The organism is Celeribacter baekdonensis (assembly GCF_900102315.1).
GTDB lineage: Bacteria > Pseudomonadota > Alphaproteobacteria > Rhodobacterales > Rhodobacteraceae > Celeribacter > Celeribacter baekdonensis.
In genome coordinates this window covers 1-13,656 of the sequence record NZ_FNBL01000019.1, presented here as the reverse complement: position 1 = coordinate 13,656, position 13,656 = coordinate 1, and the positions used below count along the sequence as shown (strand labels likewise).

At 56.4% G+C, this 13,656-nt stretch carries 13 protein-coding genes; 11 read left to right on the top strand and 2 right to left on the bottom strand.

Annotated features, from left to right (window positions below; genetic code table 11):
- Positions 1-21: 21 nt before the first annotated feature.
- The gene (locus BLT54_RS20275; protein WP_074647268.1) at positions 22-444 is read left to right on the top strand and encodes a Rid family hydrolase; all 423 of its coding nucleotides are present in this window, start codon (positions 22-24) and stop codon (positions 442-444) included.
- A gap of 33 nt (positions 445-477) precedes the next feature.
- Positions 478-1,770 carry an NAD(P)/FAD-dependent oxidoreductase gene (locus BLT54_RS20270; RefSeq protein WP_074647267.1) on the top strand — a complete coding sequence of 431 codons (1,293 nt, stop codon included), beginning with the start codon at positions 478-480 and terminating at the stop codon, positions 1,768-1,770.
- Between the two features lie 88 nt (positions 1,771-1,858).
- Here the strand turns inward: BLT54_RS20270 and BLT54_RS20265 are convergent, their stop codons facing one another.
- Entirely contained in the window at positions 1,859-2,638 is a 780-nt protein-coding gene (locus tag BLT54_RS20265; RefSeq protein WP_074647266.1) for a DeoR/GlpR family DNA-binding transcription regulator, read from the bottom strand.
- Positions 2,639-2,929: 291 nt separating this feature from the next.
- On the opposite strand from BLT54_RS20265, the gene glpD reads away from it, so the two are divergent.
- From glpD to glpK, 8 genes are all read left to right on the top strand, one after another.
- Positions 2,930-4,513, top strand: a complete 1,584-nt coding sequence (glpD, locus tag BLT54_RS20260; RefSeq protein WP_074647314.1) for a glycerol-3-phosphate dehydrogenase — start codon at positions 2,930-2,932, stop codon at positions 4,511-4,513.
- On the top strand, positions 4,510-5,598 hold the full coding sequence (locus BLT54_RS20255) for an ABC transporter ATP-binding protein (RefSeq protein ID WP_074647265.1): 1,089 nt from the start codon (positions 4,510-4,512) through the stop codon (positions 5,596-5,598). Before glpD ends, BLT54_RS20255 begins: the two co-directional genes overlap by 4 nt.
- Positions 5,591-6,673, top strand: a complete 1,083-nt coding sequence (locus BLT54_RS20250) for an ABC transporter ATP-binding protein (RefSeq protein ID WP_074647264.1) — start codon at positions 5,591-5,593, stop codon at positions 6,671-6,673. The genes BLT54_RS20255 and BLT54_RS20250 overlap by 8 nt, the downstream gene beginning before the upstream one ends.
- Positions 6,670-7,542 carry a carbohydrate ABC transporter permease gene (locus BLT54_RS20245; RefSeq protein ID WP_074647263.1) on the top strand — a complete coding sequence of 291 codons (873 nt, stop codon included), beginning with the start codon at positions 6,670-6,672 and terminating at the stop codon, positions 7,540-7,542. The genes BLT54_RS20250 and BLT54_RS20245 overlap by 4 nt, the downstream gene beginning before the upstream one ends.
- A gap of 45 nt (positions 7,543-7,587) precedes the next feature.
- Positions 7,588-8,427 carry a carbohydrate ABC transporter permease gene (locus BLT54_RS20240; RefSeq protein ID WP_074647313.1) on the top strand — a complete coding sequence of 280 codons (840 nt, stop codon included), beginning with the start codon at positions 7,588-7,590 and terminating at the stop codon, positions 8,425-8,427.
- Between the two features lie 28 nt (positions 8,428-8,455).
- A complete protein-coding gene (locus BLT54_RS20235) occupies positions 8,456-8,731 on the top strand; it encodes a DUF2160 domain-containing protein (RefSeq protein WP_074647262.1) in 276 nt (91 codons plus the stop codon).
- Positions 8,732-8,814: 83 nt separating this feature from the next.
- Complete coding sequence (locus BLT54_RS20230; RefSeq protein ID WP_176832938.1) at positions 8,815-10,521, top strand: ABC transporter substrate-binding protein; 1,707 nt, start codon at positions 8,815-8,817, stop codon at positions 10,519-10,521.
- A 98-nt stretch (positions 10,522-10,619) separates the two neighbouring features.
- The gene (gene glpK / locus BLT54_RS20225; protein WP_074647261.1) at positions 10,620-12,143 is read left to right on the top strand and encodes a glycerol kinase GlpK; all 1,524 of its coding nucleotides are present in this window, start codon (positions 10,620-10,622) and stop codon (positions 12,141-12,143) included.
- Here the strand turns inward: glpK and BLT54_RS22695 are convergent.
- The gene (locus BLT54_RS22695; protein ID WP_176832937.1) at positions 12,103-12,279 is read right to left on the bottom strand and encodes a hypothetical protein; all 177 of its coding nucleotides are present in this window, start codon (positions 12,277-12,279) and stop codon (positions 12,103-12,105) included. The genes glpK and BLT54_RS22695 overlap by 41 nt on opposite strands.
- A gap of 327 nt (positions 12,280-12,606) precedes the next feature.
- Here BLT54_RS22695 and BLT54_RS20220 point away from each other — a divergent pair, with 327 nt between their 5' ends.
- On the top strand, positions 12,607-13,617 hold the full coding sequence (locus BLT54_RS20220) for an IS30 family transposase (RefSeq protein WP_074639867.1): 1,011 nt from the start codon (positions 12,607-12,609) through the stop codon (positions 13,615-13,617).
- Positions 13,618-13,656: the final 39 nt, after the last annotated feature.

The window sequence follows — 13,656 nt, the reverse complement described above, 5'->3', positions numbered from 1 at the left end:
TTTGAAACAGAAAGAAAAAACATGACAAAAATTGTCAAAGTCAAAACTGGCGCAAAGCTGGAACAGGTCAGCAGTTATTCCCGCATTGTGATGGTCGACAACTGGATTTCGGTGTCGAACACCGCCGGGCGCAACCCGGAAACCAAAGAAATCCCCGAAGACCTGCGCGAACAGACGCTTCAGGTGTTTGAGAATATCGAAAATGCGCTCAAGGCGGTGGGATCGGGGCTTGAGGACGTGATCTCCACCCGCGTGTTCATCCAAACGCCCAGCGACACCCCCGCTGTGATGGAGATTTTCGGTGAAAAATTTCGCGGCGTCGATCCAACCACCACGGTGACCTGCCCGCCGCTTGGCTCCTCCGTCTACAAAGTTGAGATCGAGGTCAGCGCCTATCGTGGCGCGTCCAAAGCCGAGATCGCATACATCGACACGTCACTTTGATCGCTCCACATCCCCTCTTTCAAGGACTGCCCCATGGCCCCCAAAACCGCCCCCGTCCAAACCGCCACTGAGGCTCCCCAAACCACCTCTGTTGTGATCATCGGCGGTGGGATTGTCGGGTTGACGGCGGCTTTGACCCTCGCTGAGCGCGGGGTTTCCGTCACCGTTTTGGAAAAGGGCCGGGTCGCGGGCGAACAATCCTCGCGCAATTTGGGCTGGATTCGTAAAACATCGCGCGCGCCGAAAGATGTGCCGATGTCACTGGCCTCGGACGCGCTTTGGGCGACGATGGCACAGCGCACGGGTGTGGATGTGGGGTATCGTCAAGAGGGTATTTTATTCGCCGCAAAAACCGAGGCAGAAATGGAGATGCATCGCGCATGGCTTGCCTCGGTTGCAGAGTATAACCTCGACAGCCGGATGGTGACGGATCAAGAGATTGCGGAACTGGTTCCGGGAGGAGGGACGTCTTGGGCGGGGGGAATTTACACCCCCTCGGATGGCTACGCCGAACCGACGATTGCCCCCATCGCCATTGCCAATGCCGCCGTCGCCAAAGGGGCTGTGATCGTCGACCACTGTGCGGTGCGCACAGTGATCCGCTCAGCCGGGAAGGTCAGCGGTGTGAGGACGGAAAAGGGCGAAATCTCTTGCGATCATGTGATCCTCGCGGCCGGGCTTTGGTCCCGCAAATTCTTGGGCAACATGGGCGTCTCTTTCCCGACCTTGCCTTTGGTGTGTTACGCCATTCGCACCGCGCCAATAGAGGGACCGACACATATCGCCGTGGGGACGCCGGATATGTCGTTTCGCAAGCGGATGGATGGGGGTTTTACGGTCTGTCAACGCGGTGCGGTGGGATCGCCTTTGGTTCTTGATCATGCGCTTTTGGGGATGAAATACCTGCCTATGTTCAAGCATGGGCGCAACATGTTGCGTATTTCTTTGGGGCGGGAGTTTATCGAAGATCTCAAACTCGCGCGGCGCTGGTCGCCTGATCGCATCTCGCCATTCGAGAAACTGCGCACCATGGACCCGCGCGTGAACGCGGGCATCAATGCCGAAGCGATCGCCAATATCAAAACCTACTGGCCAGCTTTCGCGGAGATCAAATCCGAGGAAGAATGGGGCGGCACGATGGATATCACGCCGGATTCGCTACCCGTCATTGGTGGGATCGACGGGATTGACGGGCTCACGCTTGCCACGGGTTTTTCAGGCCATGGGTTTGGCACTTCGCCTGCGGCGGGGCAACTTGCCGCCGATTTGGTGATGGGCGTCTCACCGATTATTGACCCAAGCCCCTATCGGTTTGATCGGTTTTGAGACTCAAATCCCACTGGTGCGGCGATTTTGAACTGGGCGCATTGCCGAAACGATGTACGGCCAAATGTGTGGACGGTGGGGCAGGGGGCTATTCTATCTCACGTTCAAGCCGGCTCACATGTATTTGGGTCGCCCACATCGCACACAGGTTTTCCAAAGGGCGAGGCACCGGCGCGTCGGTAAAGAAGTCGTCGATCTCCGAAAGGGATGCGATCCGGGCAGGGGCCGTACGTTTGAGTTTGGTGTGATCCGCAACCAACATGGTGCGGCGGGACTGATGCAGGATCGTCTGACTGACGCCGACTTCGCGCAGGTCAAAGTCCAAAATGTCGCCGTCTTGATCAATGGCGGAACACCCGATGACGCCGATGTCGAATTTGAATTGCCGGATCGCGGCGGTTGTGATGTCCCCGATCAGCCCGCCGTCGGATTGGCGCAGTGATCCTCCGGTCACAAGCACCTCACAATCAGGGTTTCGAGTCAAAATATTGGCCACGTTCATATTATTGGTGACAACCATGAGATTGCGATGGTGTAGCAACTCAGCCGCGACAGCCTCCGTACTTGTTCCTATGTTGAGGAAAATCGCACAGTTTTCGGGGATCATCGCGGCACAGGCCTGTGCCATGGCGATCTTTCCTCCCGCATTAAGCCGCCGCCGCTCTTGATAGGCGATGTTGACGGTGCCCGATGGCAACACCGCGCCCCCGTGAACACGCTCCAACCTCCCGGCATTCGCCAATTCGCTCAGATCGCGGCGGATGGTTTGTAATGTGACGCCAAGATGCTCCGCAAGATGTTCGACCGTCACTTTCCCGTCCCGTCGGGCAATATCTAGAATCTCAGGGAAGCGGATGTTTTGCGACATAAAGAGGCTTTCGGTTTGGTGTGAGGCGATCCTGCTTTGCACCTGTTCTATGCGGCGGAATCAGAGGGGATGAGTGACCATGGAAATCAGGTTTGGCCATGTTCGTTTCTGCGTGGTTTTGTGTCTATTGCTCATTTCTACGATAATACGCGCAATTCTCAATTCTTTTTCTCAGCAAATTCAGGGTGTTTTTTGCAATTTTTACAAAAACCGAAAAAAACCGAAAATATATGTTTTCTTTTGGGCGCGGCTTTGTCACAGTGCTGTCATCAGGGTTTGGGAGGATCCAACGTGAGCGAGAATGCGCAGATCTGCGATTTGCTGGTGATTGGTGGCGGCATCAATGGCTGTGGGATTGCCCGTGACGCCGCAGGTCGCGGATTAAGTGTGACGCTGGCCGAAATGTCGGATCTGGCCTCTGCGACCTCTTCCGCCTCGACCAAACTGTTTCATGGTGGGTTGCGGTATCTTGAGTATTTCGAATTTCGTTTGGTCCGCGAGGCGTTGATTGAACGCGAAACCCTTTTGCGTGCGATGCCACATATCAGTTGGCCGATGCGGTTTGTCTTGCCGTACCAAAAGGACATGCGGTTTGAGAGCGACACGCCAACCTCAAAACTGCTGTCCCTGTTCATGCCGTGGATGAAAGGGCGTCGCCCCGCCTGGCTGATCCGGCTTGGGTTGTTGATGTACGACACGTTGGGTGGGCGACAAATCCTCCCCGGCACCAAAACGCTTGATCTCAAGCAAGGGCCAGAAGGCGCACCGCTCAAACCCCTCTTTGCCAAAGCCTATGAATATAGCGATTGCTGGGTCGAGGATTCACGCCTTGTGATTTTGAACGCGCGCGACGCGGTGGCGCGGGGTGCCAAAATTCTCCCCCGGACCAAAGTTGTGTCCGCCAGATCCGAGGGTGGCATCTGGACCGTGACGCTCAAAGATGTTGAAACCGGAGACACGCACGACATGCGCGCCCGTATGGTCGTCAACGCGGGCGGTCCATGGGTCGGTCAAATCCTACGACAACAGATCGGTTCCAACAGCACCGACAATATTCGCCTTGTGCGTGGCAGCCATATCGTCACCAAGCGTTTGTTTGATCACGACAAATGCTATTTTTTCCAAGGCACTGATGGGCGGATCATGTTCGCGATCCCCTATGAGACGGATTTCACCCTGATCGGCACCACCGACAATGAGCATAGCGACCTGTCGCAAAATCCGGTCTGCACCCCCGAAGAAAAGCGCTACATGATTGAGTTTGTGAACGCCTATTTGAAAGAGCCAATCCGCGACGAGGACATCGTCTGGACCTATTCCGGTGTGCGCCCGCTTTATGATGATGGTGCGAGTTCTGCGACGGCGGCGACGCGTGATTACACGCTAAAGATCGACGACAGTGCTGGCGCGCCGGCGTTGCATATTTTTGGCGGCAAGATCACAACGTACCGCCGCCTCGCCGAAAGCGCGCTTGAGAAAATCGGCACCCGTCTGGACGTGGCGCAAGGCCCATGGACCGCAGGGGTTGCCATGCCCGGTGGGGATTTTCCCGTCGATGGGGTCGAACCCCTTATCACCGATCTGCGCCAAACCTATCCCTTCCTTGATGATCGCTGGGCGCGTCGTCTCATCCGTGCCTATGGCACTGAGGCACGCGATGTCTTGGGCAACGCCAAAACCGCCGAGGAACTTGGGCAGGATTTCGGCGCGACATTGACCGCAGCGGAAGTCGATTGGCTTATGGACCGCGAATTTGCCCGTACCGCAGAGGATGTTCTGTGGCGACGCAGCAAATTGGGCCTGCGCACCGTAAAGGCCAGCGCCCTCGAAACCTACATGACCGAGCGCCGCGCACACGCAAAGGACATTGCATGACACTTGAACTCGATGACGTCAGCTATGTTGCTGGCGGCAAGACCTTTATCTATCCGACCAATTTGGCGCTTGAAAACGGCACGATGAATGTGCTGTTGGGGCCAACCTCGTCGGGCAAAACGACCTTGATGCGCCTGATGGCGGGGCTCGATGTGCCGACCAAGGGGCGCATTCGCTGGAACGGTGAGGATGTGACCGGACAACGCGTCCAGGATCGCAAAATCGCGATGGTCTATCAGCAATTCATCAATTATCCGGGGATGACGGTTTACGACAACATTGCCTCGCCGATGAAGCTGATGGGGCTTGATCATGCAGAGATCGACAGCCGCGTGCGCAAGACGGCGGAGTTGATGCAACTGACCCCGATGCTGGACCGCAAGCCGCTTGAACTCTCGGGCGGCCAGCAACAGCGCTGTGCTTTGGCACGGGCCTTGGTCAAAAACGCCGGTCTGGTGTTGCTTGATGAACCCTTGGCGAACTTGGATTACAAATTGCGCGAAGAGTTGCGCGCCGAAATCCCGCGCATCTTTGCTGAATCCGGGTCGATTTTTGTCTATGCCACCACGGAGCCGGAAGAAGCCCTGTTGCTGGGCGGCAATTGCGCGACCCTTTGGGAAGGCCGGGTGACACAATTCGGCCCGACGGCACAGGTCTATCGCAACCCGATGGATGCCACGACCGCACGGGTGTTCTCCGATCCGCCGATGAATTTCCTGCATGTGGAAAAACGCGGCGATCTGATGCACTTTGGCCATGAAGAGAGCATTCCCGCGGTGGGCGGACATGTCGCCGATGGCAAATATATGCTTGGGTTCCGGCCCAACCACCTTTCGTTGGAGCCGGGCGACGGCAAGCTTGGTTTTGATGCGACGCTTGGCGTGATGGAACTTACCGGCTCGGAAACTTTTGTGCATCTGTCGCATTTTGACGCGAAATGGGTCGGTTTGATCCATGGTGTGCGCGATCTGAAGCCGGGTCAAAAGCTGCCCGTCTATCTCGATACATCGCGGATTTATCTGTTTGCTGAGGACGGCACCCTTGTCGCCTCTGCCCCTTATGCGGAGACGGTGTCACATGGCTAAGATCACACTTGAGAACCTTGCGCATTCCTATTTGCCGGACCCAAAGAGTGAAAACGACTTTGCGCTCAAAGAGTTGAACCATGATTGGGCCGATGGCGAGGCCTATGCGCTTTTGGGTTCATCCGGCTGCGGCAAGTCCACGCTTTTGAACATCATTTCCGGTCTGTTGATCCCCTCACAAGGTCGGGTGTTGTTCGATGGCACCGATGTGACGATGTCCCCGACGGCAGACCGCAACATCGCGCAGGTGTTTCAGTTCCCTGTTGTTTACGACACGATGACAGTGCGGCAAAACCTTGCGTTCCCGCTGAAAAACCGGGGCATGGACGCAGCCGAGATCAAACGTCGCGTCCAGCGCGTCGGTAAGATGATTGATATGGAAGCGGAGCTGGATCACAAAGCGCGCGGCCTGACGGCAGATGCAAAACAAAAGATTTCGCTTGGCCGCGGCATGGTGCGCGAGGACGTCAACGCGCTCTTGTTTGATGAACCCCTGACCGTGATTGACCCGCATATGAAATGGGAATTGCGCACGCAGCTCAAGCAACTGCATCAGGATTTCGGGCACACAATGATCTATGTGACCCACGACCAAACCGAGGCGCTGACCTTTGCGGATAAGGTCGTCGTCATGTATGACGGTCGCGTCGTACAAATTGGCACGCCACAAGACCTGTTCGAACGCCCCGCGCATACTTTTGTGGGCTATTTTATCGGCTCACCCGGTATGAATCTGTTTGACGCCACAATTGAGGGCGCCACGGCCCGCGTTGGCGACACCACCGTCGATCTGGGTGGCACCTATGTGGCAAGCGGCAAAACACAGCTTGGCGTGCGTCCTGAATTCATCCGGCTGAGCGCGGGCGGCGCGGGTATTCCCGCGCAGATCAACCGCGTCGAAGACGTCGGGCGTCACAAGATTGTCCGCCTGAACGTCGAGGGGCGCGAAACAAACGCGGTCATCGGTGAGGGGGTCGACATTCCCGCAGGGACAGACCGGATCAGTTTTGCGCCCGAAGGGATCAATGTTTACGCCAATGACTGGCGCGTCAGTGCAAAAGGGGACGCCGCATGAACAAGACCGTCAATCAAAAAGCATGGTTCCTTGTCCTGCCCGTGCTGATCCTTGTCGCCTTTTCCGCCGTCATCCCATTGATGACCGTGGTGAACTATTCTGTCCAAGACACGTTCGGCAACAACCAGTTTTTCTGGGCAGGCCTCGATTGGTTTGATGACATGTTGCATTCGGATCGGATGTGGAACGCGCTTGGGCGTCAGTTGATGTTCTCCTGCATCATTTTGGCCATTGAAGTGCCGCTGGGGATTTATGTCGCGCTGCACATGCCGAAAAAGGGCTTTTGGTCCTCGTTCTGTCTTGTGTTGATGTCGCTGCCTTTGTTGATCCCGTGGAACGTGGTGGGCACCATTTGGCAAATTTTTGGCCGCGTCGATATTGGGCTTTTGGGCTACGCGCTGGACGCGCTGGGTGTGGATTACAACTACACCCAAGACACGATGGACGCGTGGATCACTGTGATCGTGATGGACGTCTGGCACTGGACCTCGCTCGTGGCGCTGTTGGCCTATGCTGGTCTGCGTTCGATCCCTGATGCCTATTATCAAGCGGCGAAAATCGACCAAGCCAGCCGCTGGGCCGTGTTTCGCTACATTGAATTGCCCAAGATGGCGGGCGTGTTGATGATTGCGATCCTGCTGCGCTTTATGGACAGCTTTATGATCTACACCGAGCCTTTCGTTTTGACCGGGGGCGGTCCGGGCAATGCGACCACCTTCCTCTCCATCGACCTTGTGAAAATGGCCTTGGGGCAATTTGATCTTGGACCTGCGGCCGCCTTTAGCCTGATGTATTTCCTGACGATTATGGCGATCAGTTGGGTGTTCTACACGGTGATGACCACGATTGATAAAAGGGATGGCAAGTAAATGACCGATACCGCAATTCCAAACGTCGTCACCCAGGCGACCGAGATGAAAATTGAAAAACCGCGCACCACGTCCAAACGGATGCGCCCCTCTGGCGGGGCCGTGGTGATGGGGCTTTACCTGCTGTTCTTGATGCTGCCGATCTATTGGCTGCTCAATATGAGCCTCAAGACCAACTCCGAAATCCTCGGCGCCTTTAGCCTGTGGCCCCGCAATTTCACGTTTGAAAACTATGCGACCATCCTCACCGACCCGAGTTGGTACATGGGCTATGTCAACTCACTGATCTATGTTGTGATGAACACGACCATCAGTCTCGCCGTCGCGCTACCGGCCGCCTATGCGTTCAGCCGCTACAGTTTCATGGGTGACAAACATCTGTTCTTTTGGCTCTTGACCAACCGTATGGCACCGCCTGCCGTGTTTGCCCTGCCGTTCTTTCAACTTTATTCCAGCATCGGCCTTTTTGACACGCATATTGCGGTGGCTCTGGCGCATTGTCTGTTCAATGTGCCGCTCGCGGTCTGGATTTTGGAAGGCTTCATGCGGGGTGTGCCCAAGGAAATCGACGAGACCGCCTATATCGACGGCTATTCGTTCCCGGCGTTTTTCGTGAAAATCTTCACGCCCCTCATCGCAAGCGGCATCGGCGTCGCGGCCTTCTTTTGCTTCATGTTCTCTTGGGTCGAATTGCTGCTGAGCCGCACCCTGACCTCTGTGGACGCCAAACCCATCGCCGCCACCATGACCCGCACCGTCGGGGCCGCCGGTGTCGACTGGGGCGTGCTGGCCGCCGCGGGTGTCCTGACCATCGTTCCCGGTGCATTGGTCATCTATTTTGTCCGCAACTACATCGCCAAGGGCTTTGCCCTGGGACGGGTGTAAAGGATGCGCCGTTTGAAAGGAGTTCGCTATGCTTGACTGGATGGCCTGGACATGGCCCACCGCCACATTTTTTCTTATCATCGCTGGACTTCTGGCCACCTTTACGGTGCTGGCGATCAAATTCCCCGAGATGCCCCGCAAGGGTATTCTACAGATCGAAACCACGCGGGGGGATCGGTTGTTCATCACGCTCTTGGGGTCCGCGTTTATCAATCTGGCGTGGCTTGGTTTGGGCGTCGGCCCACAAGCTTACGCCTTGATTGCCTGTCTGGTCTATGCCGCAGCGGTGTTTCGCTGGGTGTAGGTGCTGACAAACTCCGGCCTGGAAAATGGAAGAGGTTCAGGCCGGCTCTACGCCTACGTTCAACCAAAGGGAGGAAACCTATTATGAACGTCTTACTGAAATCATCAACGGCTCTGGGATTGGCGCTTGCGCTTACTCAACCCGCTTGGGCCGATATGGCCGCAGCGACTGACTTTCTGGACAACGAGATCGCGGGCCTGTCGACCCTGTCCCGTGCCGATCAAGAAGCAGAAATGCAGTGGTTCATTGATGCCGCGCAACCGTTTCAGGGCATGTCGATCAACGTGGTCTCCGAGACCATCACCACCCATGAATACGAATCCCAAGTGCTTGCCCCTGCGTTCACAGCCATCACAGGCATCAACGTCACGCATGACCTGATCGGCGAAGGCGATGTGGTCGAAAAACTGCAAACCCAAATGCAGTCTGGCGAAAACATCTATGATGCCTATGTCAACGACTCCGATCTGATCGGCACCCACTGGCGCTATCAACAGGTGCGCAACCTGACCGACTGGATGGCGAATGAGGGCAAGGACGTGACCTCGCCGACGCTGAACCTCGCGGATTTCATCGGCACACAGTTCACCACCGCCCCCGATGGGGATCTGTATCAGCTCCCGACCCAACAGTTCGCGAACCTCTATTGGTTCCGCTATGACTGGTTCAATGACCCTGACATCAAAGCGGCCTTTAAAGAGGCCTATGGCTATGATCTCGGTGTGCCTGTGAACTGGTCAGCCTATGAAGACATTGCCGAATTCTTTACCGGGCGCACCATTGATGGCGTCGAAGTCTATGGCAACATGGATTACGGCAAAAAAGACCCGAGCCTCGGCTGGCGCTACACCGACGCGTGGATGTCCATGGCCGGGATGGGCGACAAGGGTGAACCGAACGGGCTTCCGGTCGACGAATGGGGCATCCGTGTGAATGACAAATCGCAACCCGTTGGGGCCTGTGTCGATCGTGGTGGGGCGACGAACTCCCCTGCGGCTGTCTATGCCATCGACAAAGCGATCAAGTGGCTGCAAGACTATGCCCCTCCCTCAGCGGCTGGCATGACCTTCTCTGAGGCGGGTCCTGTTCCGGCACAGGGCAATATCGCGCAACAGATGTTCATGTACACCACCTTTGTCGCACCTCTGGTCGCCTCTGATGCTGTGATGAACGAAGACGGCACACCAAAGTGGCGCCTCGCCCCAAGCCCGCATGGCGTGTATTGGGAAGAGGGCATGAAAGTTGGCTATCAGGACGTGGGCAGCTGGACCTTGATGAAATCCACTCCGGTGGATCGTGCCCAAGCTGCATGGCTTTACGCACAGTTCGTCACCTCTATGACTGTCGATGTGAAGAAATCCGATATCGGTCTCACGTTTATTCGCGAATCCACCATCAATTCCGATCACTTCACCGATCGCGCGGACAAACTGGGTGGTCTGGTCGAATTTTATCGCTCGCCGGACCGTGTCCGTTGGTCACCTACGGGTACAAACGTGCCTGACTATCCGAAGCTTGCACAGCTGTGGTGGCAGAACATCGGCGATGCCATGTCCGGTGCGAAAACCTCGAAAGAGGCGCTTGATCAGCTTTGTGGTGATATGGAAAGCGTGATGGCACGTCTGGAACGCGCTGGAATCCAAGGCGATCTTGGTCCGGTTCTCAACGACAAAGAGGACGACAGCTATTGGTTGGAACAGCCGGGCGCACCAAAGCCCAAGCTGGCCGACGAGGACGAAACCCCGATGACCATCGGCTATGACGAACTTGTTTCCTCCTGGAAGCAATAAGTTTGTAACCCTTGCCGGGGCGCGGCAGATCTGCTGCGCCCCGTTTTTGTGCCCGGCGGCTTATGCCCGGCCATTTTGCGTGAACGGGGAGGACCCTCATGACATATATTCTTGCCATTGATCAGGGCACGACCTCCAGTCGGGCGATCTTGTTTGACGCTCAGTTGCAAACAACGGCAGTCGCCCAAGAAGAATTCCCGCAGTATTTCCCACAATCCGGTTGGGTCGAACATGATGTGTCTGACCTCTGGGCCACGACCGCTGGCACCTGTCGTGCGGTCATTGAAAAGGCCAATATAGACACACGCGACATTGCCGCCATCGGGATCACCAACCAACGCGAAACCACTGTGGTGTGGAACCGCAAGACGGGTCAGCCCATCCATAATGCCATCGTCTGGCAAGACCGCCGCACCGCCGCAATCTGTGAGAGCTTGCGTGCAGAGGGTCATGAACAGATGTTCACCGACCGTACCGGATTGCTGATTGATCCTTATTTTTCCGGCACCAAAGTCAAATGGTTGCTCGACACGGTCGAGGGCGCACGCGCTGCGGCCAAAGCCGGGGATCTGTTGTTTGGCACCGTCGACAGCTACCTGATCTGGAAATTGACGGGCGGCAAAGTGCATGCGACCGATGCCACAAATGCGGCCCGGACCCTGTTGTATGATATTCGCAAAGGGCGCTGGAGTACGACGATTTGTGATCTCTTGGGCATCCCCATGGATATGCTCCCCGAGGTCCGCGATTGCGCCGCCGATTTTGGCATGACGCGCCCCGACCTGTTCGGGCGTCCCCTCCCCATTCTTGGTGTCGCAGGCGATCAACAGGCGGCCACAATCGGTCAGGCCTGCTTTCGACCCGGCATGTTGAAATCCACCTATGGCACTGGCTGTTTTGCTTTGATGAATACCGGCGACACGCCCGTCACCTCGCAAAACCGTTTGTTGACCACCATCGCCTATCAACTGGACGGCAAACCAACCTACGCGCTCGAAGGTTCGATTTTTATCGCCGGCGCTTCGGTTCAATGGCTGCGGGACGGGTTGAAAATGATCCGGGATGCGACAGAAACCCAACCCTTGGCCGAAGCCGCCGACGAGGAGCAACCTGTGATCATGGTGCCCGCCTTTACCGGACTTGGAGCGCCCTATTGGGATGCCGAGGCGCGCGGGGCAATTTTTGGCCTGTCGCGCAACTCGGGGCCTGCCGAATTCGCCCGTGCGGCGTTGCAATCCGTCGGCTATCAGACCCGTGATCTCTTAGAAGCCATGCACCGCGATTGGCGCGCGCCCGGTGGCGATGCGATCCTGCGGGTCGATGGCGGCATGAGCGCATCGGATTGGACCATGCAATTTCTGTCCGACATCATCGGTGTGCCCGTTGATCGCCCAGTGTGCCAAGAAACCACCGCCATGGGCGCTGCGTGGCTCGCAGGCAGCCGCGCAGGCCTATATCCGGATCAGGCAGGCTTTGCCGAAATGTGGTTTTGCGACCGGCAGTTTGTGCCAACCATGAAAGCGGCTGATCGAGACGCCAAGTATAGCGCATGGCAACGGGCCGTTCGGGCAACACGCATGTTTACGTCGCCATCGTCACGGCCAAATGAGCCCGTCCAATGAACAGCGCGTCCAGACCTTCCACCTGCACGATCTCGTCAATGGCGCTGGCGTCTTCGATCATGGCGATCACGGCACAGCACGCGTCTTGGGTTTTCAGATGCGTGGCAATGCCGATTTGGGGATCCTCAAACGTCAACAGACCCTAAACAGTCTTGCCCAAATCAATTCTCAAAACCGCGATGCCCATCAATGCCCCTTTCCCCACCTATCCCACAACTATAGCTGCGGTTTGGTGGGAAGGCAGTTCACCCCCATGAGCTTACCAAACACATGCCGCCCGTAATGATAGCAAACTGAGGCACCTGTATGCGCCGTCGACCTCACATGACTAAAGCGAGCAGCGAATTCATTGACAATTTTTAAACATAAGACTGATTATAGGACTTTTTGATGTAGGTGGGGTGGATTCACAAACGAAGTGCAAATTCTTTACTAAAACAGAGAGTTGCACGGAGGATGAAGAATGGAACCCCACTACTGTCACCTGAAGCTGGACGAACGTCGCAAGCTTGCAAAGTGGCTTGAAGCCAAAATGCCGATTTCAGAGATCGCGGATCGACTGGGTCGCGACCCGTCCACGATCTACCGAGACATTAAGCGTAATCGGTACACGGACGACGAACTGCCTGAGCTAAATGGGTATCACGCGCTCGTCGCTCAGGACAAATATGAGCAGCGCCGCGCGATCCATCGCAAGATGATCATTCACCCTGATTTGAAAGCCGCCATCGAAGACCGCCTGAAGGCTGGCTGGTCGCCCGAACAGATAGCCGGCCGGATGCGGATCGAACGGCACCCGATCCGCGTGAGCCACGAGACGATCTATCGCTTTGCCTATTCCAAAGACGGTCGCAAGGAACAGTTCTACCGCCATCTCCCTGAGCATCGCCGCCGCCGCCGGCCGCGTGGTTACCGCAGGCACAACAGAACCCACATATTCGACGTTCAAAGCCTGTCACACAGGCCTGAGCGCGTCTCAGAACGCTTAGAATTCGGTCATTGGGAGTGCGACTTGGTGATGTTCCGCAAGGAGCATGGGAAGGTAAACGTGACGTCACTGGTTGAGCGCGTCAGCCGCTATGCCGTCGTGATGCGTAATGAAGATCGCCAATCCAAACCGATCATGGAGTCCCTGATCAACGGGTTGGCTCCCCTGCCCGCCGACGCGCGCCAGTCGATCACCTTCGACCGCGGCACCGAGTTCTCGGCCTGGAAACTTCTCAAGGCCGGGATCGGTGCGGATGCCTGGTTCTGTGACCCGCAAGCGCCCTATCAGAAAGGCACTGTTGAGAATACGAACAACAGGCTGCGCCGATACCTGCCAAGATCAACCGCACCGACGGCGCTGACAAATCGATATTTGAGGTCGATTTGCCACCGCCTCAACGCAACGCCGCGCAAGTGCCTTGGCTACCGGACGCCCGCTGAGGTCTTTGAAAGCAACCTGATGGAAATACAGAACCGGTTGGAGTAAAACGAGATATCAAGAACTGCACTTCACTGTGAGTTCACA

What these genes read in the sequence shown, in the direction of transcription:
- BLT54_RS20250 (WP_074647264.1), top strand. Translation starts at nt 5,591, where the DNA reads ATGGCTAAGATCACACTTGAGAACCTTGCGCATTCCTATTTGCCGGAC.
- BLT54_RS20275 (WP_074647268.1), top strand. Translation starts at nt 22, where the DNA reads ATGACAAAAATTGTCAAAGTCAAAACTGGCGCAAAGCTGGAACAGGTC.
- BLT54_RS20270 (WP_074647267.1), top strand. Translation starts at nt 478, where the DNA reads ATGGCCCCCAAAACCGCCCCCGTCCAAACCGCCACTGAGGCTCCCCAA.
- BLT54_RS20220 (WP_074639867.1), top strand. Translation starts at nt 12,607, where the DNA reads ATGGAACCCCACTACTGTCACCTGAAGCTGGACGAACGTCGCAAGCTT.
- BLT54_RS20245 (WP_074647263.1), top strand. Translation starts at nt 6,670, where the DNA reads ATGAACAAGACCGTCAATCAAAAAGCATGGTTCCTTGTCCTGCCCGTG.
- BLT54_RS20230 (WP_176832938.1), top strand. Translation starts at nt 8,815, where the DNA reads ATGAACGTCTTACTGAAATCATCAACGGCTCTGGGATTGGCGCTTGCG.
- BLT54_RS20235 (WP_074647262.1), top strand. Translation starts at nt 8,456, where the DNA reads ATGCTTGACTGGATGGCCTGGACATGGCCCACCGCCACATTTTTTCTT.
- BLT54_RS20265 (WP_074647266.1), bottom strand. Translation starts at nt 2,638, where the DNA reads ATGTCGCAAAACATCCGCTTCCCTGAGATTCTAGATATTGCCCGACGG.
- BLT54_RS20240 (WP_074647313.1), top strand. Translation starts at nt 7,588, where the DNA reads ATGAAAATTGAAAAACCGCGCACCACGTCCAAACGGATGCGCCCCTCT.
- BLT54_RS20255 (WP_074647265.1), top strand. Translation starts at nt 4,510, where the DNA reads ATGACACTTGAACTCGATGACGTCAGCTATGTTGCTGGCGGCAAGACC.
- glpK (WP_074647261.1), top strand. Translation starts at nt 10,620, where the DNA reads ATGACATATATTCTTGCCATTGATCAGGGCACGACCTCCAGTCGGGCG.